22 protein-coding genes, 1 tRNA gene and 1 pseudogene are annotated in these 22,605 nt (G+C 41.1%); 4 read left to right on the forward strand and 20 right to left on the reverse strand.

Going from position 1 to position 22,605, the window contains the following annotated elements:
* Nucleotides 1-100: 100 nt before the first annotated feature.
* The 8 genes from vex3 to MK482_RS06430 form a co-directional block, all read right to left on the reverse strand.
* The gene (vex3, locus tag MK482_RS06395) at nt 101-1,480 is read right to left on the reverse strand and encodes an ABC transporter permease subunit Vex3 (protein WP_268718276.1); all 1,380 of its coding nucleotides are present in this window, start codon (nt 1,478-1,480) and stop codon (nt 101-103) included.
* 50 nt (nt 1,481-1,530) lie between these two features.
* The gene (vex2, locus tag MK482_RS06400) at nt 1,531-2,178 is read right to left on the reverse strand and encodes an ABC transporter ATP-binding subunit Vex2 (RefSeq protein WP_000173751.1); all 648 of its coding nucleotides are present in this window, start codon (nt 2,176-2,178) and stop codon (nt 1,531-1,533) included.
* Between the two features lie 12 nt (nt 2,179-2,190).
* Nucleotides 2,191-3,468: an ABC transporter permease gene (locus tag MK482_RS06405; protein WP_268718277.1), complete on the reverse strand. Its 1,278-nt coding sequence runs from the start codon at nt 3,466-3,468 to the stop codon at nt 2,191-2,193.
* A gap of 138 nt (nt 3,469-3,606) precedes the next feature.
* Nucleotides 3,607-3,692: transfer RNA gene (locus tag MK482_RS06410), tRNA-Leu, on the reverse strand.
* Nucleotides 3,693-3,772: 80 nt separating this feature from the next.
* A complete protein-coding gene (locus tag MK482_RS06415) occupies nt 3,773-4,348 on the reverse strand; it encodes a cysteine hydrolase family protein (protein WP_070526965.1) in 576 nt (191 codons plus the stop codon).
* Nucleotides 4,348-5,136 carry a GTP-sensing pleiotropic transcriptional regulator CodY gene (codY, locus tag MK482_RS06420; RefSeq protein WP_000940721.1) on the reverse strand — a complete coding sequence of 263 codons (789 nt, stop codon included), beginning with the start codon at nt 5,134-5,136 and terminating at the stop codon, nt 4,348-4,350. Before codY ends, MK482_RS06415 begins: the two co-directional genes overlap by 1 nt.
* Nucleotides 5,137-5,392: 256 nt before the next feature.
* Nucleotides 5,393-6,967 carry a DEAD/DEAH box helicase gene (locus MK482_RS06425; protein ID WP_268718278.1) on the reverse strand — a complete coding sequence of 525 codons (1,575 nt, stop codon included), beginning with the start codon at nt 6,965-6,967 and terminating at the stop codon, nt 5,393-5,395.
* 197 nt (nt 6,968-7,164) lie between these two features.
* Nucleotides 7,165-8,391: an OFA family MFS transporter gene (locus MK482_RS06430; protein ID WP_268718279.1), complete on the reverse strand. Its 1,227-nt coding sequence runs from the start codon at nt 8,389-8,391 to the stop codon at nt 7,165-7,167.
* Between the two features lie 192 nt (nt 8,392-8,583).
* Between MK482_RS06430 and MK482_RS06435 the strand changes: the two genes are divergently transcribed.
* The 4 genes from MK482_RS06435 to MK482_RS06450 all read left to right on the forward strand — a co-directional run bounded on the left by MK482_RS06435 (nt 8,584) and on the right by MK482_RS06450 (nt 13,334).
* Nucleotides 8,584-9,900 (forward strand): FAD-containing oxidoreductase, encoded by a 1,317-nt coding sequence (locus tag MK482_RS06435; protein WP_268718280.1) that lies wholly within the window; start codon nt 8,584-8,586, stop codon nt 9,898-9,900.
* 98 nt (nt 9,901-9,998) lie between these two features.
* Nucleotides 9,999-11,342 carry a lipid II isoglutaminyl synthase subunit MurT gene (gene murT, locus MK482_RS06440; protein WP_268718281.1) on the forward strand — a complete coding sequence of 448 codons (1,344 nt, stop codon included), beginning with the start codon at nt 9,999-10,001 and terminating at the stop codon, nt 11,340-11,342.
* Complete coding sequence (gatD, locus tag MK482_RS06445) at nt 11,342-12,124, forward strand: lipid II isoglutaminyl synthase subunit GatD (protein ID WP_261015213.1); 783 nt, start codon at nt 11,342-11,344, stop codon at nt 12,122-12,124. The genes murT and gatD overlap by 1 nt, the downstream gene beginning before the upstream one ends.
* Nucleotides 12,125-12,251: 127 nt before the next feature.
* Entirely contained in the window at nt 12,252-13,334 is a 1,083-nt protein-coding gene (locus MK482_RS06450) for a M24 family metallopeptidase (protein ID WP_268718282.1), read from the forward strand.
* Nucleotides 13,335-13,589: 255 nt separating this feature from the next.
* Here the strand turns inward: MK482_RS06450 and MK482_RS06455 are convergent, their stop codons facing one another.
* The 12 genes and pseudogenes from MK482_RS06455 to MK482_RS06510 form a co-directional block, all read right to left on the reverse strand.
* Complete coding sequence (locus MK482_RS06455; RefSeq protein WP_125447610.1) at nt 13,590-14,051, reverse strand: ECF transporter S component; 462 nt, start codon at nt 14,049-14,051, stop codon at nt 13,590-13,592.
* Nucleotides 14,029-14,802 (reverse strand): bifunctional hydroxymethylpyrimidine kinase/phosphomethylpyrimidine kinase, encoded by a 774-nt coding sequence (locus MK482_RS06460; protein WP_125447612.1) that lies wholly within the window; start codon nt 14,800-14,802, stop codon nt 14,029-14,031. The genes MK482_RS06455 and MK482_RS06460 overlap by 23 nt, the downstream gene beginning before the upstream one ends.
* A complete protein-coding gene (gene truA, locus MK482_RS06465; protein WP_125447614.1) occupies nt 14,792-15,541 on the reverse strand; it encodes a tRNA pseudouridine(38-40) synthase TruA in 750 nt (249 codons plus the stop codon). The genes MK482_RS06460 and truA overlap by 11 nt, the downstream gene beginning before the upstream one ends.
* Before the next feature lie 98 nt (nt 15,542-15,639).
* Nucleotides 15,640-16,791, reverse strand: a complete 1,152-nt coding sequence (locus MK482_RS06470) for an MFS transporter (RefSeq protein ID WP_268718283.1) — start codon at nt 16,789-16,791, stop codon at nt 15,640-15,642.
* A 272-nt stretch (nt 16,792-17,063) separates the two neighbouring features.
* Nucleotides 17,064-17,693: a Pr6Pr family membrane protein gene (locus tag MK482_RS06475; protein WP_125447618.1), complete on the reverse strand. Its 630-nt coding sequence runs from the start codon at nt 17,691-17,693 to the stop codon at nt 17,064-17,066.
* A gap of 2 nt (nt 17,694-17,695) precedes the next feature.
* Nucleotides 17,696-18,034 carry a zinc ribbon domain-containing protein YjdM gene (locus MK482_RS06480; RefSeq protein ID WP_001061584.1) on the reverse strand — a complete coding sequence of 113 codons (339 nt, stop codon included), beginning with the start codon at nt 18,032-18,034 and terminating at the stop codon, nt 17,696-17,698.
* Nucleotides 18,035-18,241: 207 nt separating this feature from the next.
* Nucleotides 18,242-18,760, reverse strand: a complete 519-nt coding sequence (locus MK482_RS06485) for a Dps family protein (RefSeq protein ID WP_061477804.1) — start codon at nt 18,758-18,760, stop codon at nt 18,242-18,244.
* A gap of 160 nt (nt 18,761-18,920) precedes the next feature.
* Nucleotides 18,921-19,321 (reverse strand): annotated as a pseudogene (locus MK482_RS06490) (ATP-binding cassette domain-containing protein); the annotation flags it as partial.
* A 74-nt stretch (nt 19,322-19,395) separates the two neighbouring features.
* Nucleotides 19,396-20,154, reverse strand: a complete 759-nt coding sequence (gene tpiA / locus MK482_RS06495; RefSeq protein WP_125411027.1) for a triose-phosphate isomerase — start codon at nt 20,152-20,154, stop codon at nt 19,396-19,398.
* Between the two features lie 97 nt (nt 20,155-20,251).
* Nucleotides 20,252-20,929: a DnaD domain-containing protein gene (locus MK482_RS06500; protein WP_042750436.1), complete on the reverse strand. Its 678-nt coding sequence runs from the start codon at nt 20,927-20,929 to the stop codon at nt 20,252-20,254.
* Nucleotides 20,930-20,937: 8 nt separating this feature from the next.
* The gene (metA, locus tag MK482_RS06505; protein ID WP_042750438.1) at nt 20,938-21,882 is read right to left on the reverse strand and encodes a homoserine O-acetyltransferase MetA; all 945 of its coding nucleotides are present in this window, start codon (nt 21,880-21,882) and stop codon (nt 20,938-20,940) included.
* Nucleotides 21,883-22,064: 182 nt separating this feature from the next.
* A complete protein-coding gene (locus MK482_RS06510; protein WP_001049318.1) occupies nt 22,065-22,577 on the reverse strand; it encodes an adenine phosphoribosyltransferase in 513 nt (170 codons plus the stop codon).
* Nucleotides 22,578-22,605 lie beyond the last annotated feature (28 nt).

Genomic DNA, 22,605 nt, shown 5'->3' on the forward strand with positions numbered 1-22,605 from the left:
CTAAATTTCATCCAGAAAGGAAGAGGCCTAATCAAGATGAAATAGATAAAAATGCTACCTATATTATACCCCATTTAGGGGAGAATAGGTAGCAAGTTTGTTATTCGCTATCCAGCAGAAGCTCTTTTGGTTGTTTTCTAAGGAGATTGCTTGAAGCAAGCGCCATAACGAGAACGACTAGAACTAAAGCAAGGACAAAAACGATGATAAAGTCTGATGTCTGAATGGAAATATCTAGGCTCGACAAGGTCTTGCTAAAGCCATCTACTTCTGCACCACCACCAAGGTTAGAGGCTTGAGCAGCCTTGCTGGCTTGCTTGGCAACACCTGAAGTGACATTGGCAAGAACAGTATTTCCGATTGCACGCGCTGTGTAAGTAGCTAAGAAGTAAGCAGAAACAAGAGCAGGGATGGCAATCAAGATGGATTCAGTGATGAATTGACCCAAGATACTTGCCTGCTTGAGACCGATAGAGAGGAGAATTCCCACTTCCTTGCGACGGGCATTGATCCAAAGGCTGAGCAAGAGGGCAAGGAGAAGGACTGAGAAGCTCAAGCTGCCCCAGAAGAGGAGGTTGGCCATCTTGTACATACCAGAGATGGATTGCTCTAGAGCTGGGTAGTTAGAGGAACTCTTCACAAGTGTGTAGCTCTTCCAGTTGATACCACTGATACCATTCAACTCTTTCATGACATCATCCAAATTCTTATCCGCTGTTACAAAGAAGGTTGCGTCCCCATAAATAGCTGTGTCTTCTGTGTATCCATAAAGTTTTGCAGCAGTGTGAATGTCTGTGATAGCTGTGTTTTCGTAGAGTTCTTGTGAGTAGGTTACTGCCGACTTATTGTGACCATCAAAGAGTCCCTTGATTGTCACCTCGACTGTTTCCTTGGCTCCTTTTTCATTGTCTGCATCGTAGATATTGGAGTCCAGTTTAACCTTATCCCCGACTTTCCAGCCGTGTTTGGCTGCCAAGTCCTTGTGCAGGAGGATCTTGTCCTTGTCGTCGTTTGTTAAGTGCTCTCCTTCAACCAGTTTATAAGAACCAGAGACAAACTTGTCTTCTTTAGAGGAGTCATTGACACCTGTAATCATTAAGCTACTTCCAAAATGTTTGGCACGGTCAGGAGTCAGATTTTTCTTGGTTTCTGGCGTTTCGATAAGGTCATATCCAGTCAAATCTCCGATAGCGTTGATGCGTTTCACATAAGACTCAATGGCCTTGTTTTCGGTGATTTTTTTGATGTCCTCACCCTTAATATTCCCAGCACCACGTGGCGTTCCTTGATTGACGCGACGATTGATTTGCATGGAGAAGCTGTTGGTGATATTTTTAAAGGTCTCCTGAGAAGCTTTGGCAGTAGCTCCCTTGATCGATAAGCCGACCAAACTCAAGCTCGCCATGAGGAGAATAATCAGGAAGATGACAATCGATTTGAAAAACTTCCTTGTAACATAGGCAAATGCGTTGTGTAACATAGGTTCCCTTTCTAGATTTGATTTAATAATTCTATCAAAACAAGCTCATCTTATTTTGTAGTGTTGCGAGTTTCAGTCAGTTTCTTATCCTTCAACTCAAGTGTAATATCTGATGCTTGTGCCACTTCTTTGCTGTGAGTTACGACGATGACACATTTACCTGTTTTCTGAGCAAGTGATTTGAGCAGTTCGACAATATCTCCAGCAGTTTTAGGGTCCAGATTTCCTGTTGGCTCATCCGCTAGAATAACTGGAGCTTCTGAGACCAAACTACGAGCAATGGCAACACGTTGCTGTTGACCCCCTGATAACTGGAGAACATTCCGCTTGATCTGACTTTCATCCAGACCAAGTTCAAGAAGTGTATCCTTACTTGCCTTTTTATTGACCAAGCGGATATTTTCCAGTGGAGAAAGATAATCTATCAAGTTATAATTTTGAAAGACCAGGGAAATATGGTGCATGCGATGGTAGGAATAACCCTTCTTACGAATGTCCTCTCCTTGGAAAAGGATAGAACCTTCAACAGGACTATCTAGACCAGCCAGTAGGGACAAGAGAGTGGATTTCCCTGCTCCTGACTCCCCAATAATACTGTAAAATTTTCCGGGTTCAAAATTATAATTGATCTGATATAGGACTGCTTCAGCAGTGTTCTTATAACGGTAGGTAACATCTTGTAATTGTAATAAAGTCATGATTTCTCCTTCTTAACTAATAGATGATAAAATTTCTTTCGGCGATTTTCTAAATAAGAATAGGAAACAAAGAGCTACAGATAAGCAACTGAGCAGAACTAGAAAAACATAGGATTCTGCAAATGATAATAAACTACTTGATAGACCACTTGCTTTGGCTAGTGTATCTTGTAAGCTTGCCTGATCCCCACTTGCTAGTAGAGTTTGGAATAGGTAAGTTGTGATTGCGTTACCTGCAGCAAATGCTGGAAGCAGAGCACCAAGAGATACCAAAACTACCTCTAAACAGAATTGTAGAAAAATCGAGCTCTTGCCTTTTCCAAGTGCAAGTAAAATTCCCACTTCGTAGCCCCTTTCTCTCAACCAGAGAGATAAGACCAGAATTAAGGCTCCGGCTCCAGCTATCAACATTCCATAAAGGAAGATGGTTAGGAAGGTTTGGAAAGTTGCTATTGAGTCTTTGATTTGTTCAAAGGCCTTGTTTTCCTTCTCAACTTGGTAGCCTTGATTTTCCAAGGCCAAGTTTTCCACCTGTTTCATGAGTCCGTCCATTTCCTTAGGATTTTCTACATAGAAGCGCGCTGCACTGACTTGAGCTTCACTATTTCCCAAAAGGGTCTGGCTACTTTCATAGTCTGTAAAGACTTGATTTTCACTGAAGTCAGAAGACAAGCCTGTAAATTTCTCTTGTTTTTTACCAGAAAAGATGCCAACAATCTCAAACTCTACTGTTTGCCCTTTTCCAGATTCTGACTGTCCAGCATCCAAGCGAATCTTGTCATGAAGCGAAATACCATTCTTCTTAGCCAACTCTTCGTGGATGATGATTTTCTTTGCATCCCCTTTTTGAAGGTGTCGCCCTTCTTTTAGGTTGAAAGCCGAGCTAGTAAAGGTCACATCCTTGGATGAATCCTCAAGAGCCGTTAAGCTAACCAAATTCTTGTCCGCTGCTGACAAATCATCACGTTCTACGCTCTGCTCACCACTCACTACTTCCTTGTCTTTCAGTTTTGCGACCATCTCGAGTTCAGGAGAAACATTTTCCAGTCCCTTAATCTTGCTTACAGATGCTAGATCTGACAACTTGAATGTTTGACCATTTTCTATCTTCTTAATAGAAAAAGAGGTATTGAGTGATTTGTAAAGATTGGTTTCCACTGTTTTGTTGGACTTCATCAGAGTCAAACAGGCTGAAATTCCAGCCAAGAGGACCAATAAAATCAGAAATAAAATAAAACTTCTCAGTCGTTTTCTGCTGACATAAGCCCAAGCTCTTTGGATTGGATTCATTTGTCACCTCCATATTTGTAAGACTATTATAAAATCTAAATATGAAATGTTTATGAAATACAAAAAAGAGCAAAAATTTTTTGCTCTACTTGAATTAGATAAAAACAAAAGAGCTAGCCTAAGCTAACTCTTATCCTATGCGGAGAGAGGGACTTGAACCCTCACGACCTAAAGCGGTCACAGGATCCTTAGTCCTGCGCGTCTGCCAATTCCGCCATCCCCGCGTCGATTACTTTACTAGTATATCAACTTTTAGGATGCTTGTCAACACTTTTTTCAAATTTTTTTCATTTCATCAACCAAATTACTCAGAAATTTCATTTAGATTTTCATCTACTAACTTAGCTCCGAGTGTATTTTTGAAATGACCTAGGGCAAATTGGTGATTTTCAGGCCAGATGGAAGCAACAGCTGGTTTAACAATCTCGATATCATATCCTAGATTATAGGCATCTATAGCTGTATGCAGGACACAGATATCCGTCAAGACACCTGTTAAGATAACGGTAGACACTCTCCGCTCTCTCAAACGGATATCCAAGTCAGTCCCTGAAAAAGCAGAGTAATGGCGTTTATCCATCCAAAAGACACGACTGTCTGAACCATGCTCTTGATAAAAGGTCCCCAAATCTCCGTATAAATTCCGTCCACTAGTCCCAATCAAATTGTGAGGAGGAAATAGTTTGCTTTCTGGATGGAAACAATCGTTTTCTTCGTGAGCATCAATGGTAAAGAAGATGTAATCTCCTCGTTCAAAAGCTAATCGAGTTACCTTGCTGATGGCATCCGAAATCGCCTGAGCTGGAGCGCCTGCTGTCAGCTTCCCACTATCAGCAACAAAATCTTCTGTATAGTCAATCGAAATTAAAGCCTTAGTCATTAGTAATCTCTTTTCTTCACTTCTTCAAAAATATCTGAAATCAAGACCTTAAGATAGGTTCCCTTCATTCCAAGTGAGCGACTTTCAATAATCCCTGCCGACTCAAGTTTACGAAGGGCATTGACAATCACAGAACGGGTGATTCCGATACGGTCTGCAATCACTGACGCAGTCAACTGGCCTTCATTTCCATTTAATTCCCCTAAAATTGCTGAAACAGCACGAAGTTCGGAGTAAGACAGAGTATTAACCGCCATGGTAACAGCAGTACGGCGGCGAATATTTTTCTCATCTTCTTCACGTTGGAAATTAAGGAGTTGAATCCCAACAACAGTACTCGCAATCTCAACAAGAATCAAGTCCTCGTCTTCGAATTTTTTATCATTGCGCCAAATAATCAAAGAACCAAGTCGAATCCCTGATACATGAATCGGTGCAATAGTCGTCAAACCATCTGGAAAGTCGGCACGACTTTCCACAGGAAAAATGCTTAAATCATGATCAACTGTCAGATTGGCTTCTGTATCGTAAATCATGTTCGCACCTTGAATGTAGTCATCTGGGAAAATTTTAGTTTGGAAGAATTGCTCTACACGATCTGTATTGGTTTTGTAACGCATAAAATAGCCAAGGAGACGTCCCTTGCTATTGACGATACAGGCGTTACAGTCAATAATATCTGCCAATTGACGGGTAATCGCATTGTAGGGAAGTTCTTCCTGCAACTGCTCGTCTGAGCGCTTCAGGATAGAAGTAATTTTTCTAGTTTTTTCTAATAAATGTGCCATTTTTCACCTCGAATTTAATCGCTATCATTATAACATAAACAGCTTGAATTTTCAATTATTATCTGAAAATTGCTTATTTAATTGCAATTTAAAAAAACAAGAATATTTTTAATTAAATTGCTTCTTTTCTATTGACAAGCTCCCTATTTTTGTGTATTATAATATTACAAGAAGATAATATATCTATTTTATTTATCTTTCTTTTTCCATTCGGTCTCCTTATATAAAAAAGCGATTCATTTTGAACCGCTTTTTCTTATTTATCGCCCTTGTTACGAATAACAAAGCCTGTTTGCTTTTCACTTGAAGTATTGCGTGGTTTTTTATTATCCTTACGATAACGTTTTTCCTTATCAAAACGATCATTGCCACGACTTCCTTTTTTGAAATCATCACGACGACCATTGCCACGGCGATCACGGTCTCGACGGTCGTCCCCACGACGGCCTCCACGACCTCCCTTAGCTTTACCACCGAATCCATTACCTGATGGTTTAAATGGCAGTGGTTTTTCACGTGCAATCTCCACTTCAGGAAGACTATCTGGATCTTGAACAGTCAGACTCAAGATATACATTGCCAATTCTTCTGGAGTAAATTCGGCAGCTAGCTTACAAGCATCCTTACCAAATTTCTCAAAGTTGGCACGGATAGTCTCATCTGCAAAATCACGTTCGATTTTCTTGAGAGCTACGTGTTTTTTAGCTTGGAAGGCTTCTTCTGCACTTGCAGGTTTGAGACCTTTCATGCGTTTCTTGGTCAAATTCTCAATGATTTGGAGGTAGCCCATTTCATTTGGTGATACGAAAGTAATAGACTGACCTGACTTACCAGCACGACCTGTACGACCGATACGGTGAACATAACTTTCAGGATCTTGTGGAATATCGTAGTTATAGACATGGGTCACACCTGAAATATCCAAGCCACGCGCTGCAACGTCTGTCGCAACCAAAACATCAAGATTGCCATTTTTAAAGTCACGAAGGACACGAAGACGTTTGTTTTGGTCTAGGTCTCCATGAATTCCTTCTGCACGGAAGCCACGGATTTTCAAACCACGAGTCAATTCATCTACACGGCGTTTTGTACGACCAAATACGATAGCAAGTTCAGGCTGTTCCACATCCATAAGACGAGTCATGGTATCAAATTTTTCTTGTTCTTTAACACGAATATAGTACTGGTCAACCAATTCTGTTGTTAATTCCTTAGCAGCAATCTTCACATGCTCAGGTTCTTTCATAAACTGAACACCGATACGTTTAATGGCATCTGGCATAGTTGCTGAGAAAAGCAAGGTTTGACGGCTTTCAGGGACACGGGAGATGATAGCTTCAATGTCTTCAAGGAAGCCCATGTTAAGCATTTCATCCGCTTCGTCAAGGATAAGAGTTTCAATATCTTGTAATTTCAAGGCCTTGCGTTTAATCAAGTCCAAGAGGCGACCTGGAGTTCCCACCACGATATGGGCACCAGATTTAAGAGCCTTAATTTGCTTTTCAATGCTTGATCCGCCATATACTGAACGGACTTTGACTCCCTTACTACGACCAAAGCGGAAGAGTTCTTCTTGACTTTGGACAGCAAGTTCACGTGTTGGAGCGATGACCAAGGCTTGGATGGTCGCTTCTTCTGTACGGATTTTTTCAAGGGTAGGCAAGCCAAAGGCTGCAGTTTTTCCTGTACCAGTCTGAGCTTGACCGATAACGTCCTTACCTTCAAGAGCCAATGGAATGGTTTGTTCTTGGATCGGACTGGCTTCTACAAAACCAGCTTTTTCAATCTCTGCTAGCAAATCAGCAGACAAGTTTAATTCATTAAATTTCACGTTATTCTTCTTTCTAAAGGTGGTGCGAAGCCACCCTATAGGGCTTAGTTTATACTTTTCTTTTTATGACGTATTTTCATATACTGGATACAAAATCGTGTTGCTTCTTTTCCACAAAAGAAAAGTACTGTTTTCTTTGCAACCTATCTAGTATAACACAAGACCAGAGCAAAAGATAGCCTAATTTCTCTAGAAAATCATGTAAGCGGTTTTTGGCTTTCCTTTTTGATTGAACGACCTAGATAATAAGACAAACCCAAGGCTATACTATATAAAATGAGAAAAACGAACAAGGTTTGTGTGTAAGAATGAGCCATTTTATAAGTCTCTGCTAATAAAATAGGCCCTGCTAAACCAGCCATTGCCCAAGCTGTTAAAATATATCCATGCAGAGCGGCCAATTCCTTGGTTCCAAAAATATCACTAAGATAAGCCGGAATCAAAGAAAAACCAGCTCCATAGCAAGTCATCAAAATAGACATAGCGACTACAAATAAAACGGAATCTGTAAAGAGCCAAAGTGAGAGAGAAAAGAAAAGATTGACAAGCAGCAATATACTAAAGGTTAGAGGGCGACCGATATAGTCAGATAAACTCGCCCAGAGCAAACGACCAAACCCATTGAAAATCCCTAAAATGCCCACCATTACTGCTGCATGACTTGTAGACAAGCCAGCCATCTCCTGTGCCATTGGCGATGCCGCTGAAATTAAGCCTAAACCACAAGCTATGTTGATAAAGAAAATAATCCAAAGTATATAAAAACGATTGCTTTTCAGGGCCTGATTCGCAGCCATTCCTTGCGTCAAAGAGGCTGTTTTTTCTTTCCCTGAAACAGATAAAATTGCAAGCTCTTGCTCATTTGGACGCTTAATAAATTGTGAAGCTAGGAGCATGATAATAAAGTAACTTGCGCCTAAAATATAAAAAGTTTCTACAAGCCCTACCCCTGCGATGAGATGTTGCGCTATGGGACTAGTCAATAAAGAAGCAAAACCAAACCCCATAATCGCTAAACCTGTTGCGAGACCACGTTTATCAGGAAACCATTTTATAATCGTTGACACAGGGGTAATATAGCCTGCTCCCAAACCAAGCCCACCTAAAATGCCATAAGCGAGATACAGCAACCACAGCTCCTGACGGTCTATTGCAAATCCTGTTAAGATATTTCCACCTGCGTATAGAAAAGCAGATAGACTCCCCATGACTCTCGGACCAAATTTTTCTACCAAACGCCCCATAAATGCAGCCGATAATCCCAAACAAAAGATTGCTAGACTAAAGGCAAAGGCAACAGAAGCCTGATCCCATCCCGTTTTTTCAATAATAGGGTTGCGATAAACACTCCAAGCATAAGTCGAACCCAGCATTAAGTGTAAAATGACTCCAGCAAAGGCAATAATATAACGATTCAATTTCATAAGACCTCCTATTTTCGAACATTTATTCTATCTTATATAAAAATAGATAGGATTTTAGTTTATCAAGCTTGTCAAAAAATTACTATTTTTTTGTCTGGAAAGCGTTTTAATCTTTTTATGTCTTTTTCGTAGCAGAATTGTGCAAAAGTTTTTCTCTTGTGCTAGAATGAAATGCGAATAGGAGGAAGATAAATGTTAACTTATGATTTAATCGTTATCGGATTTGGTAAAGCTGGTAAAACACTAGCTGGTAAATTGGCTTCAGCTGGCAAAAAAGTTGCCCTCGTTGAACGTAGCAAAGCTATGTATGGTGGAACTTGTATCAACATTGGTTGTATCCCAACTAAGACTTTGCTGGTTGCTGCTGAGAAAGACTTGTCTTTTGAAGAAGTGATTGCTACCAAAAACACGATCACTGGTCGCCTCAACGGTAAAAACTATGCTACTGTTGCTGGTACAGGCGTGGACATCTTTGATGCGGAAGCTCACTTCCTTTCAAATAAAGTCATCGAAATCCAAGCTGGTGATGAAAAGAAAGAACTGACCGCTGAAACAATCGTCATCAACACTGGTGCTGTTTCAAACGTCTTGCCAATCCCTGGACTTGCTACAAGCAAAAACGTCTTTGACTCAACAGGTATTCAAAACTTGGACAAATTGCCTGAAAAACTTGGAATTCTTGGTGGCGGAAATATCGGTCTTGAATTTGCTGGTCTTTACAACAAACTTGGAAGCAAGGTTACAGTTCTAGATGCCTTGGATACTTTCCTACCTCGTGCAGAACCTTCCATCGCAGCTCTTGCTAAGCAATATATGGAAGAAAACGGTATTGAATTACTTCAAAATATCCGCACTACTGAAATCAAAAACGATGGTGACCAAGTTCTCCTCGTAACTGAAAACGAAACTTACCGTTTCGACGCCCTTCTCTACTCAACTGGACGCAAACCAAATGTAGAACCACTTCAACTTGAAAATACAGATATTGAACTAACTGAACGTGGTGCTATTAAAGTAGACAAACATTGTCAAACAAACGTTCCTGGTGTCTTTGCAGTTGGAGATGTCAACGGTGGCCTTCAATTTACTTACATTTCACTTGATGACTTCCGTGTTGTTTACAGCTACCTTGCTGGAGATGGCAGCTACACACTTGAAGACCGTCTCAATGTACCAAATACTATGTTCATCACACCTGCGCTTTCACAAGTAGGTTTGACTGAAAGCCAAGCAGCTGATTTGAAACTTCCATACGCTGTTAAGGAAATCCCTGTTGCAGCAATGCCTCGTGGTCACGTAAATGGAGACCTTCGTGGAGCTTTCAAAGCTGTTGTTAATACTGAAACAAAAGAAATTCTTGGAGCAAGCATCTTCTCAGAAGGTTCTCAAGAAATCATCAACATCATCACTGTTGCTATGGACAACAAGATTCCTTACACTTACTTCACAAAACAAATCTTCACTCACCCAACCTTGGCTGAGAACTTGAATGACTTGTTTGCGATTTAAATTGAGATTTAATCATATCGAACAGCCCTCCTTGGGCTGTTTTTATTTCTGCGAAATCTCAAATCTGTCTTTTCCCTCTTTTATGATATAATAGAAACATGAAATTAAAAACTACTTTGGGCCTTCTTGCTGGGCGTTCTTCCCACTTCATTTTAAGCCGTCTTGGCCGTGGAAGTACGCTCCCAGGAAAAGTCGCCCTTCAATTTGATAAAGATATTTTACAAAACCTAGCTAAGAACTACGAGATTGTCGTGGTCACTGGAACCAACGGAAAAACCTTGACAACTGCCCTCACTGTCGGCATTTTAAAAGAGGTTTATGGTCAGGTTCTTACCAACCCAAGCGGTGCCAACATGATTACAGGAATTGCGACAACCTTCTTAACAGCCAAATCTTCTAAAACTGGGAAAAATATTGCCGTCCTAGAGATTGACGAAGCCAGTCTATCTCGTATCTGTGACTATATCCAGCCAAGCTTATTTGTTATCACGAATATCTTCCGTGACCAGATGGACCGCTATGGTGAGATTTACACTACTTACAAGATGATTTTGGATGCCATTCGTAAGGTGCCTACGGCTACTGTTCTCCTTAATGGAGACAGTCCACTTTTCTACAAGCCAGCTATTCCAAATCCTGTAGAGTATTTTGGTTTTGACTTAGAGAAAGGCCCAGCCCAGCTGGCTCACTATAATACCGAAGGAATCCTCTGCCCTGACTGCCAAGGCATCCTCAAATATGAGCATAATACCTATGCAAACTTGGGTGCCTATATCTGTGAAGTCTGCGGATGTAAACGCCCTGAATTAGACTATCGCTTGACAGAACTGGTTGAGTTAACCAACAATCGCTCTCGCTTTGTCATTGACGGACAAGAATACGGTATTCAAATCGGTGGTCTCTACAATATCTACAACGCCCTAGCAGCGGTTGCTATCGCCCGTTTCCTTGGTGCAGATTCACAACTGATCAAGCAAGGATTTGACAAGAGCCGTGCTGTCTTTGGACGCCAGGAAACCTTCCATATCGGTGATAAGGAATGCACCCTCGTCTTGATTAAAAATCCAGTTGGTGCGACCCAAGCTATCGAGATGATTAAACTAGCTCCTTATCCATTTAGCCTATCTGTCCTCCTTAATGCCAACTATGCAGACGGTATTGATACCAGCTGGATCTGGGATGCTGATTTTGAACAAATCACTGACATGGACATCCCTGAAATCAACGCTGGCGGTGTGCGTCATTCTGAAATCGCTCGTCGTCTACGAGTAACAGGCTATCCAGCTGAGAAAATCACTGAAACAAGTGGTCTGGAACAAGTTCTCAAGATTATTGAGAACCAAGACTGCAAGCATGCTTATATTCTGGCTACCTATACTGCTATGCTGGAATTCCGCGAACTGCTGGCTAGTCGTCAGATTGTTAGAAAGGAGATAAACTAATGGTTTATACTTCACTTTCCTCAAAAGTTGGCAATTACCCTTATCAGCTCAACATTGCCCACCTCTACGGAAATCTCATGAATACCTATGGGGACAATGGAAACATCCTCATGCTCAAGTATGTGGCTGAAAAACTGGGAGCCCATGTGACGGTTGACATCGTTTCACTTCATGATGATTTTGATGAAAATCACTATGACATCGCCTTTTTCGGTGGTGGTCAAGACTTTGAACAAAGTATTATTGCAGACGACCTACCTGCCAAAAAAGAAAGCATTGACAACTACATCCAAAACGACGGTGTGGTTCTGGCTATCTGCGGTGGTTTCCAACTATTGGGTCAATATTATATTGAAGCTTCAGGGAGACGTATCGAAGGGCTAGGTGTCATGGGGCACTACACCCTCAACCAGACCAATAACCGTTTTATCGGTGACATCAAGATTCACAATGAAGATTTCAATGAAACCTACTACGGATTTGAAAACCACCAGGGTCGTACCTTCCTTTCAGATGATCAAAAACCACTGGGACAGGTTGTCTATGGAAATGGAAACAACGAAGAAAAGGTCGGCGAAGGGGTTCATTATAAGAATGTCTTTGGCTCCTACTTCCACGGACCTATCCTCTCTCGTAATGCCAATCTAGCTTATCGCCTAGTCACTACTGCCCTCAAGAAGAAATATGGTCAGGATATCCAACTCCCTGCCTATGAGGACATTCTCAGTCAAGAAATCGCTGAGGAATACAGCGACGTCAAAAGCAAAGCTGACTTTTCTTAAACAAAAGGAAATTATATCAAAGAACTCTGTTATCTTGTCGGAGTTCTTTTTGTCTGTTCTTTTACCCTTCTCCCTTGCATTTTCTCTCTTTTTTTGCCAAAATAGAGGGGTAGAAAGAAGGTAGCATATGTCTAAATTACAACAAATCGTAACATATCTTGAATCAGAAAAACTAGACGTCGCTGTCGTATCTGACCCCGTCACAATTAATTACCTCACTGGCTTTTACAGTGATCCCCATGAACGCCAAATGTTCCTTTTTGTCCTAGCGGATCAGGAACCCCTCCTCTTTGTCCCAGCCCTTGAGATAGAGCGTGCAAGTAGCACTGTTTCCTTCCCAGTTGTGGGCTATGTGGATTCTGAAAATCCATGGCAAAAAATGAAACATGCTCTTCCACAACTTGACTTCAAACGTGTCGCTGTTGAGTTTGACAATCTCATCTTGACTAAATATCATGGCTTGAAATCAGTTTTTGAAACTGCTGAATTTGACAACCTCACTCCTCGTATCCAACGTATGCGACTCATCAAATCAGCTGACGAAGTGCAAAAAATGATGGTTGCAGGTCTCTATGCGGACAAGGCTGTTAAGGTTGGTTTTGATAATATTTCTCTTGATAAGACTGAGACAGATATCATCGCCCAAATCGACTTTGCCATGAAACGTGAAGGCTATGAAATGAGTTTTGATACCATGGTCTTGACTGGTAATAATGCTGCAAATCCACACGGTATTCCAGCAGCCAACAAGGTTGAAAATGATGCTCTTCTCCTCTTTGACCTGGGTGTTCTGGTCAATGGCTATGCGTCAGATATGACTCGTACAGTCGCTGTCGGCAAACCTGACCAATTCAAGAAAGACATTTACAACTTGACTCTTGAAGCCCAACAAGCTGCTCTTGACTTTATCAAACCAGGTGTGACTGCCCATGAAGTGGACAGCGCTGCCCGTGAGGTCATTGAAAAAGCTGGTTACGGCGAGTACTTCAACCACCGTCTTGGTCACGGTATCGGTATGGATGTCCACGAATTCCCATCTATCATGGAAGGAAACGACATGGTCATCGAAGAAGGCATGTGCTTCTCTGTTGAACCAGGTATCTATATCCCTGGTAAAGTCGGTGTCCGTATCGAAGACTGTGGTGTTGTTACCAAGGATGGCTTTGACCTCTTTACAAGCACCAACAAAGACTTGCTTTATTTTGATTAACATTCATCTAATACTCAATGAAAATCAAAAAGCAAACTAGGAAACTAGCCTCAGGTTGCTCAAAACACTGTTTTGAGGTTGTAGATGGAACTGATGTAGTCAGTATCCTACACATACGGCAAGGCGACGTTGACGCGGTTTGAAGAGATTTTCGAAGAGTATAAAATCTTCCCACAATAAAACGCATACTATCAAGGTTTTTCAACACCTGATATTATGCGTTTTTCTGATTTTTAAAACTTTTCTCCAGCCGCTTTACTTAATTTTCTTAATACTCTGACTAAGCACAAACCCTACAACCATTCCCACGATATTTTGCATGAAATTTGGTAAAATTTCTGGTAGAGCTGCAGCCCAGCCATTCATCAACGTAGAACCCAAGGCGTAACCCCCTACCATGGCAATCGTTGCTAAGATAAGGCCTAACCACTGAGTTTTTCCTTTAAATCCTGCGAAAAATCCCTGCAAGCCATGGTTGACCAAGCTAAAGAACATCCATTGAGGATAGCCTGATAAGAGGTCAATCAAGAAACCTGCTAGTCCTCCGACTACAGCCCCTTCACGACTACCAAAGTAGAAGGCCGTAAAGAAGACACCCGCATCTAAAAGAGTTAGAATGCCTGTCGGTGTTGGAATTTTTAAGAAATAGCCTAGAACCACAGAAAGGGCGGTTAATAGGGATACAAGGGCGATTTTAGTTGTTTTGGTTTGCTTCATATTGTCTTACTCCATACTGATCTGCTTGTGCAATGGTACGATAAACGAAAGCCTTAGAGCTTTCTACTGCTGGTAAAAGTTCATCACCTTTGACTAGGTGACTGGCAATGCTAGAAGCAAAGGTACAACCTGCACCAGCATTTTGCCCTTGAATGACAGGATTTTCTAGGACTGTAAAGGTCTGTCCGTCATAAAAGACATCCATAGCCTTGTCCTGACTAAGGCGATTGCCTCCCTTGATAATGACTGCTGGCGCTCCTAAGCCATTTAATTTCTGAGCTGCAGTTTTCATGTCTTCCAAGGTTTTAATTTCCTGACCAGCTAATAATTCTGCTTCAGGAAGATTAGGCGTAATCACACTGACATGAGGGAAAAAGCGAATCAACTCTTGACAGAGTTCACTAACTGCTACGTCGTGCGTTTCCTTGCAGACCAAGACAGGGTCCAGAACCACAGGCACTCCGGGGCGTTGCTTTATAAAGTCCAAGGCCTTCTCAGCTACGCTGACAGTTGGTAGAAGACCAATCTTAATCCCTGCAAATTCCACATCACGCAAGCTATCTAATTCATGCTGAAAAATAATATCGTCAGTTGGAAAGACTTCAAATCCTTTTTCTGTCAAGGCTGTTAAGCAAGTCACTGCTACAAAACCATGCAAGCCGTTCAATGTATAGGTTGCCAAATCTGCTGACAAACCACCACCACTAAAAATGTCATTTCCAGAAAGTGCTAAAATACGATTATTCTTCATAATGAATCTCCTTTAAATACAAACCATTTGGTGCTGCAGTGGGACCTGCAAGTTGCCTGTCCTTTCTCTCCAGGATCAGGTCAATCTGCTCCACTGGCATACGATTATTTCCGATTTTGAGCAGTGTCCCCACCATATTGCGAATCTGCTTATACAAGAAACCATTTCCTGAAAAGGTAAAAGTCAAAAACTGGCCTGTCTCATCAACCCTAAGACTAGCTTCTGTAATGGTGCGAACCTTATCCTCCACATTAGTCCCAGAGGCTGTAAAACCTGTAAAATCATGTGTTCCCTCTAACTTTTTGATTGCCATCTGCATCCGTTCCACGTCAAGCTGATAGGGAAAGTGAGTAGCATAGTGACGGCGCATGGGATTTTTAGGACGACCCCTATCCACGATAAACTCATAGGTCTTGCTGTGCTTGGCATAACGGCAATGAAAATCATCCACCACGAGCTCAATCGAAATCACATCAATATCTTCAGGGGACTGGGTGTCCAAGGCAAAGCGAAGTTTTTCTTCATCCATTTGATAGGGCAAGTCAAAATGAATCACCTGTCCCAAAGCATGAACCCCACTATCAGTCCTACCAGCACCGTGAACAGTGATTGCTTTCCCTTTATTGAGTCTCGTCAAGGTTTTTTCAATTTCCTCCTGAACGCTCCGCGCATGGGTCTGGCGTTGAAAACCAGCAAAGGCGTAACCGTCATAGGAAATAGTTGCTTTGTATCTTGTCATAACTTCTATTTTATCAAGAAATTAGTCTGTAGACAAGGTTCTAAAATAAACACTGTATGGGTACAAAAATCCTAAAAAGAAAAACTTAGGAACCAATCCTAAGCTCTCTTTTGAAGTAGGTACATGACAAAGATAGAAGTTACAATCAACCAAACTCCCAAAATTGTAAAGACCAGCATCCCATTGTGAGTTAATAAGCCAATTGCACTTAGAACGAATGGTGTCGTAAAGGCTCCGAAACTACAGCCTAATACAGCAAATGAAGTTGCTTGATTGAGGAGTTTAGCTGGAATTCTTTCAGAGACAAGTTGAAAAACTGTCGTCAAGGCTACACTGTAGGCAAAACCAGCAAGAATGCTTCCTACCACTACCACCCACAAGGATGGAGAGAGGGCAATCACGATTTGCCCTAAGCCGAAGGTAATACCAGACCAGAGGAGCAGTTTCTCTTTAAAGATAGAAATCAAGAAAGAAAAACTCACACCAGCCACAATCCCGATCAACTGCATGACACTAAGGACAAAACTAGATAACTGGGCATCTCCAAGTCCTCTTTCCACCATCAAACTTGGAATACGAATAGTAATAGCCGTATTGGTACAAACTACAACCGCCGCTTCAATAGCTAGGATAAAAATCAAGCCTTTCATTTCCCTAGTTAAGCGACTTACTTCCTTCTCCTTTTTCTTTACTTCTTTCTTTTTCTTTCCATAAGGGACAAAGAGCAGATAAAGGGTCAGCACCAAAAATCCAGCACTATAGGCTAGGAAGGTAGCTGTCCAACCAAAGGCCAACAACTGGCCGACTGCCAAGGTAATGAGAGAAGCCCCAACGACCTCTGCAGAACCGCGTAACCCTAGCATCTGTATTCTCGTTTTTCCTTGGTAACGTTCACTGATAATAGAAATGGCCTTAGCATTGATCATTCCAACACCCAAACCAAAAAGAATCCTTGTTCCAAAGACAAAGGGGTAGGCTTGATACCAGAAGGGAGCTGTTCCACTCAGTGATAAAATCAGCAAGCCCAAACTAATCTGTAAGCGCTCAGGAAATATTTTTTCTAAGAAACCATTTAGTAGTAACATAATCATGATTCCAAAAGATGGCAAGCTCGCCAAGAGCTCAATTTGTTCCTTAGGATAGCCTTGATAATAGTCAAACATGGCCGGCAGGGCACTCGAGATGGAAAAGGAGGTAATCAAAACGAGGGAGAGAGCCAAAATACTGGCCCGTTCTAAAAATTGTTTCATGAAATCTCTTTCTATATTTTCTCTTAATATCTTTCTCTGTTGATAATTCTCAAGCAAGAAAAGAAGAAGCCTCTTTGGTGTATAGACTCCTTCTTAAACTCGAAAATGAATCTCTTGTGTCTTATACTCAATGAAAATCAAAGAGCAAACTAGGAAGCTAGCCGCAGGCTGCTCAAAGCACTGCTTTGAGGTTGTAGATGAAACTGACGAAGTCAGTCACATATATACCCTAAGGCGAAACTGACGTGGTTTGAAGAGATTTTCGAAGAGTATTAGGATGACTTTCTCTTGATTTGCTTAATAAAGTAGAATATAAATCCTGCCACCATATAGGCAACAAAGATAATCAGACACCACTTGAACACGACATCCCACCCCTTGTTCACATTCAAAAAGAAGTAAGGGAAGGGACTGACCTTAGAATTAGGAATGTCTAGTTTCAGTACCAAGCCATTAAAAAGAGCAAAAATCATATACAGCAAGGGTAAAATCGTCCACACAACTGGATCCCAGATTTTATATTGACCCTGTTTGTCAAAAAAGAGGGTATCTGCTAAAAACCAGAGGGGAACGATATAGTGGCAAAGGAAATTTTCCAGAGTATAGAAATTAGTCGCAATGGGCGCTAAAAGGAAATGGTAAATCACACAGGTAATCATGATACTCATGGTGACCCCACCTTTTAAGCGCAGGAGACTTGGCCTTTGCCAGTTTTCACCTAAACGGCTCATAACCTTTAGGAGATAGAGCGTAAAAATCGCTACTAAGAGGTTGGACAGAACCGTATAATAGAGAAGCATTCCAAATCCACCATGCTTGGCGATTTCAAGATAAACTCCCGTAAAAGCCGCTAGAAACAAGAAGATACGGCTATAAAATGTAAGTTTGTAGTTTTTTGACATGCTTAAATTTTCTTCACAAACTCTGATTTGAGTTTCATGGCACCGAAGCCATCAATCTTACAGTCGATATTGTGGTCACCTTCTACGATGCGGATATTTTTCACGCGCGTCCCTTGTTTCAAATCTTTTGGCGCACCTTTTACTTTCAAGTCCTTGATGAGGGTTACTGTATCACCGTCAGCCAATTTATTCCCGTTGGCATCGATAGCAACAAGGCCCTCTTCTACATCTGCAACTTCAGCAGGATTCCACTCATGAGCACACTCTGGGCAAACCAGTAGGGCACCATCTTCGTAGACATACTCTGAGTTACATTTTGGGCAATTTGGTAGGTTGTTCATAGTTTCTCCTTATAATCATTCACTATTCTTTGAAAATCAAAATTTCTCGAACAGCAACTATTATACCTTAAAATCAGCATTTTGACAAATGAGTCGCCGGAGGAGTAAAGAAAAAATCATGTAACTTTTTCTGCTACATGATTTTTAAAAGATAGTTTATCATGAGTAGTGATACAGAAACTCATGATAGAAAGGGGTGCATTTATATTACAAACCAGGTGCTTGTCCAAGTTCTGCTGCAAGCATCCAGATTGTTTTATCAGTTTCAGTTTTAGCATCTGCAAAGATACCGTTTGTCACATCGTCACCTTCTTCATCAGTGATATCCAAACCTTTTTGGAAAAGTTCTGACAAGTAACGGTAGATAACAAGGACACGTTCCAAGCTTTCTTCAACATTACGGTATTCACCAGCTTCTTCTTCGATTTCACTGTTTTGAAGGAATTCTGTCAAAGTAGAGAATGGGCTACCACCAAGTGTGATCAAGCGTTCGCTGATTTCATCTAATTGACCATCAAGAGCATCCATGTACTCATCCATTTTTGGATGCCATACAAGGAAACCACGGCCACGCATGTACCAGTGTACTTGGTGCAAGGCAACGTGGGCTACGTACAAATCAGCAACAGCTTGGTTCAATACTTCCTTTGTTTTTGCCAATGCTACTGGCGCTGCTTTTGTTAATGATGTTACGTCTTTTACTGCTTCTTTTTTCAATTCTACCATTTTATTTTACCTCATTTATTATTATTTGTAAGCACTTCTTAGTGTTTACTCTCTTAGTATACTACTAAGGAAAACCAATAGCAAGCCAAATGACTCACATGAGAAAAGTTGCAATAGACTGATAATTTAAGAAAAGTTTGACATTATTTTATTAGCTGATTTAATCAGATTGGCTTGAAAATTGGCTTTGGTAAAGTTCATAATAAAAGCCTTTTGCTTGGAGTGAGCTTTCGTAATTTCCCTGCTCAATAATCTGTCCATCCTTAAGAACGAGAATCTTATTTGCTTCTTGAATGATCGAAAGGCGATGTGCAATGACAAAGCTGGTCCTTCCTTTCATCAACCGTTTCGTGATTTTTTGAATCAAGAGTTCCAAACGGGTATCAACAGAGGAAGTCGCTTCATCAAAAATAAGAATTTTAAAATTGGTTAGAGAGCACGCGCGATGGTCAAGAGTTGTTTTTGCCCGAGGGAAATATTACTTGACTATTGCTTCATCTCCATATTGTAACCACCAGGAATGGTTCGAATAAAATGGTCTACATTTTCTGCTTTAGTAGAAAAAAGAAAGGACGATATTTGTCCTTTCTCGATTTTAGCTTTTCTTCAACCCAATAATGTTGATAAAGAGTCGATTATTTTACAAAATCAAGCAATGCCAAGAAGCTTTCAGCTTCAAGTGACGCACCACCTACAAGGGCACCGTCAACGTCTGGGCAAGCCATGTATGAAGCAACGTTTTCAGGTTTAACAGAACCACCGTATTGAACACGAACTTTGTCCGCAACTTCTTTACCAAAGTCAGCAGCTACAACGTCACGAACAACTTTACACATTTTTTGTGCGTCATCTTGTGAAGCTGATTTACCAGTACCGATAGCCCAGATTGGCTCATAAGCGATAACTGAGGCAGCAACTTGTTCAGCAGTCAATCCAGCCAATGCAGCAGATACTTGAGCACCTACAAATTCAGCAGCTTTACCAGCTTCGTAAGTTTCAAGTGACTCACCACAACAGATGATTGGAAGCATACCGTTTGCAAAGATTGCTTTTGCTTTTTTGTTGATATCTTCGTCAGTTTCATGGAAGTAGTCACGGCGTTCTGAGTGACCGATAACAACGTAGTCAGTACCGATTTCTTTCAAAACTTGTGGGCTTGTTTCACCAGTGAAAGCACCTGCATTTTCAAAGTAGCAGTTTTGAGCAGCAACTTTAAGGTTTGAGCCTTTTGCAGCAGCAAGAACAGTTGTCAAATCAAGAGCTGGAGCTGCGATACCTGCTTCAACAAGATCTGATGAAGGAAGTTTTGATGCAACTGCTTCAACGAATGCTTTAGCCTCTTCTGGATTTTTGTTCATTTTCCAGTTACCAGCGATAAATGGTTTACGTGACATTTCACATACCTCTTTTTTCAATTTATTTTCTACTTATTTTATCACAATTAGACACAGCTTGCAAATCTTACTCGGATTTCAAGCCTGCTTACAAGGATTAATCCTTCCAGAGATCCATAGCATTTCTAAAATCTGCAGATACCTGTGTCAACTGAGGATTGCTTGCTTCTCTCTCTGCCCGTTTAGCCTCGATTTGAGCCACACTTTTGATACCTTCATGGCGCCAATTTCTCAAAATCGCCTGAATGTACTTCCAGTTTGGTTTCCCATTCAAAACCGCTTCACGAAGAGCTTCCTTAATCAAGTCAGCACTGGTTCCATCTTCCTTTAGCGTCTTGGTCAAATCCTCAATCTCAAAAGGAGTCAATAAGCGCCCTAACTCCTGCTGGAAAGTTTCCACCAAATCCTTAAGCTGGTTTTGAGGTGTCAGCTGGTCTGAACTTGAATGAACTGCTCCAAGCAGGTCATCCAAACGTTCTAATGCCAAACTAGCATCAAAAAGCAATTCAATTTCACCATTCAATTCGATAGTTCGATACTGAAGCAGTCCCCTCTCCGTCAGATTGGAAATAGCCTGATTGACATCCGAAATTTCCTTGCCAATCCTTTCAGCAATCTGGCTTGGAGACATCTCTTCCAAACCTGTCGTATTTTGCAAATAGAAAAATTGCCAGACCAGAAAATCGTCGCTAGAAGGAAAGAGTTCCTTAAAATGCAAGAGCAGGGCACTCGGTAAAACCAAGTTCCCTGATTTAAAAGCGTCTAAATATGTCATAATTCCTCTTATAAATACCCAAATGCAGATGCATCATCTTCTATTTTTCTCCAGTCAAAAGGGGTTTCCTGATAGACTGCATAATTCACCCAGTTACTGAAAAAGAGGGCTGCTGATGAAGACCAACAAAGACAAGGTGTCTGGTTGACATCATCATCCTTAAAGTAATTTTCTGGAATATGTGGATCTAAACCTGCATCACGATCTCGGAAATATTCATTTGCCAAGGTATCACGATCATATTCCAAATGCCCAAAACTATAAATTTCTCGTAAATCACGACTAGCCAAAATCGAAACCCCAACCTGAGGACCCTCTGATAAAATCTCGAGATTGGTTTTGTTTAAGACCTCTTCCTTAGAAATCTCCGTGTGCCGAGAATGAGGGGATACATAGCTATCGTCAAAGCCTCTAAAGAGAAGGTGTCCTTCTTTTAAAGTATCCTGAGGATAGATACCTGATAATTTACTGTCCATCTGGTATTTTTCCACCCCATAACGCAGATAAAGACCAGCCTGAGCACCCCAGCAGATATGAAGCGTCGAATAGACGTGGGTCTTGGACCACTCGATTACCTGACTGAATTCCTCCCAATAGTCCACTTCCTCAAATGGTAAATGCTCAACTGGAGCACCCGTGATAATCATGCCATCAAAATACTCGTCCTTAACTTCAGGAAAAGTTTTATAAAAGGTCTCCATGTGCTCTGAACGAGTTGTCTTAGAACGGTGGCTTTCCATATAGAGAAAATCAATATCCAGTTGCAGGGGTGTATTAGCCAAGTGGCGCAACAACTGGGTCTCTGTGACCATTTTCTGTGGCATGAGATTTAAAATTAAAATCTTCAAGGGACGAATATCTTGGTGTGCAGCACGTTGATCATCCATGACAAAGATATTCTCTGTCCGTAAAATCTCAACAGCTGGCAATTTTTTATCAATTCGAATAGGCATAACCCTCTCCTAACTGTACTCTTTCAGGAATAATTGCTTGTGTTTAGAGTTAAAATGTAAACACTTGTTTCCTTTATTATACTGTAAGAAGATATAGTTTTCAATTATAGTTTTTCTCTAACTAGCTATAGTCTATTTTTATATCCTAATGTAGAGAAAACAGCCCTAGGGACTGTTTTTCATTAATAATGCATAAGAACTTTGTAATCGTAGTCACCGATTTTTTCACGACCGTTCAATTCATCCAATTCAACAAGGAAGGCACAACCTGCTACAACACCACCAAGTTTTTCAATCATCTCAATAGTTGCCTTAACAGTTCCACCTGTTGCCAAGAGGTCATCCACGATAAGAACACGTTGACCTGGCTTAATGGCATCAGCATGCATAGTTAAGGTATCAACCCCGTACTCTTTTTCATAGTCAGCAGAAATAACTTCGCGTGGCAATTTACCTGGCTTACGAACAGGTGCAAAACCAATTCCCAACTCAAAGGCAACTGGACAGCCCACGATAAAACCACGAGCCTCAGGCCCTACGATCATGTCAATTTTCTTGTCAGTAGCATATTGAACGATTTCACGAACAGCATAGCTATAAGCATTTCCATCAGCCATCAAAGGACTGATATCACGGAAGGTAATTCCTTCCTTCGGATAATTTTCAATTGTTGCAATGTAATCTTTTAAATTCATCTTTTTCTTTCTTTCAAAGTTTTTTACT

The sequence above is a fragment of the Streptococcus mitis genome (assembly GCF_026782865.1).
Taxonomy (GTDB): domain Bacteria; phylum Bacillota; class Bacilli; order Lactobacillales; family Streptococcaceae; genus Streptococcus; species Streptococcus mitis_CG.

Bases quoted from the DNA above. Each gene is read 5' to 3' on its own strand.
- vex3 (WP_268718276.1), bottom strand. From the start codon at position 1,480: ATGTTACACAACGCATTTGCCTATGTTACAAGGAAGTTTTTCAAATCG.
- vex2 (WP_000173751.1), bottom strand. From the start codon at position 2,178: ATGACTTTATTACAATTACAAGATGTTACCTACCGTTATAAGAACACT.
- MK482_RS06405 (WP_268718277.1), bottom strand. From the start codon at position 3,468: ATGAATCCAATCCAAAGAGCTTGGGCTTATGTCAGCAGAAAACGACTG.
- MK482_RS06415 (WP_070526965.1), bottom strand. From the start codon at position 4,348: ATGACTAAGGCTTTAATTTCGATTGACTATACAGAAGATTTTGTTGCT.
- codY (WP_000940721.1), bottom strand. From the start codon at position 5,136: ATGGCACATTTATTAGAAAAAACTAGAAAAATTACTTCTATCCTGAAG.
- MK482_RS06430 (WP_268718279.1), bottom strand. From the start codon at position 8,391: ATGAAATTGAATCGTTATATTATTGCCTTTGCTGGAGTCATTTTACAC.
- MK482_RS06435 (WP_268718280.1), top strand. From the start codon at position 8,584: ATGTTAACTTATGATTTAATCGTTATCGGATTTGGTAAAGCTGGTAAA.
- murT (WP_268718281.1), top strand. From the start codon at position 9,999: ATGAAATTAAAAACTACTTTGGGCCTTCTTGCTGGGCGTTCTTCCCAC.
- gatD (WP_261015213.1), top strand. From the start codon at position 11,342: ATGGTTTATACTTCACTTTCCTCAAAAGTTGGCAATTACCCTTATCAG.
- MK482_RS06450 (WP_268718282.1), top strand. From the start codon at position 12,252: ATGTCTAAATTACAACAAATCGTAACATATCTTGAATCAGAAAAACTA.
- MK482_RS06455 (WP_125447610.1), bottom strand. From the start codon at position 14,051: ATGAAGCAAACCAAAACAACTAAAATCGCCCTTGTATCCCTATTAACC.
- MK482_RS06460 (WP_125447612.1), bottom strand. From the start codon at position 14,802: ATGAAGAATAATCGTATTTTAGCACTTTCTGGAAATGACATTTTTAGT.
- truA (WP_125447614.1), bottom strand. From the start codon at position 15,541: ATGACAAGATACAAAGCAACTATTTCCTATGACGGTTACGCCTTTGCT.
- MK482_RS06470 (WP_268718283.1), bottom strand. From the start codon at position 16,791: ATGAAACAATTTTTAGAACGGGCCAGTATTTTGGCTCTCTCCCTCGTT.
- MK482_RS06475 (WP_125447618.1), bottom strand. From the start codon at position 17,693: ATGTCAAAAAACTACAAACTTACATTTTATAGCCGTATCTTCTTGTTT.
- MK482_RS06480 (WP_001061584.1), bottom strand. From the start codon at position 18,034: ATGAACAACCTACCAAATTGCCCAAAATGTAACTCAGAGTATGTCTAC.
- MK482_RS06485 (WP_061477804.1), bottom strand. From the start codon at position 18,760: ATGGTAGAATTGAAAAAAGAAGCAGTAAAAGACGTAACATCATTAACA.
- tpiA (WP_125411027.1), bottom strand. From the start codon at position 20,154: ATGTCACGTAAACCATTTATCGCTGGTAACTGGAAAATGAACAAAAAT.
- MK482_RS06500 (WP_042750436.1), bottom strand. From the start codon at position 20,929: ATGACATATTTAGACGCTTTTAAATCAGGGAACTTGGTTTTACCGAGT.
- metA (WP_042750438.1), bottom strand. From the start codon at position 21,882: ATGCCTATTCGAATTGATAAAAAATTGCCAGCTGTTGAGATTTTACGG.
- MK482_RS06510 (WP_001049318.1), bottom strand. From the start codon at position 22,577: ATGAATTTAAAAGATTACATTGCAACAATTGAAAATTATCCGAAGGAA.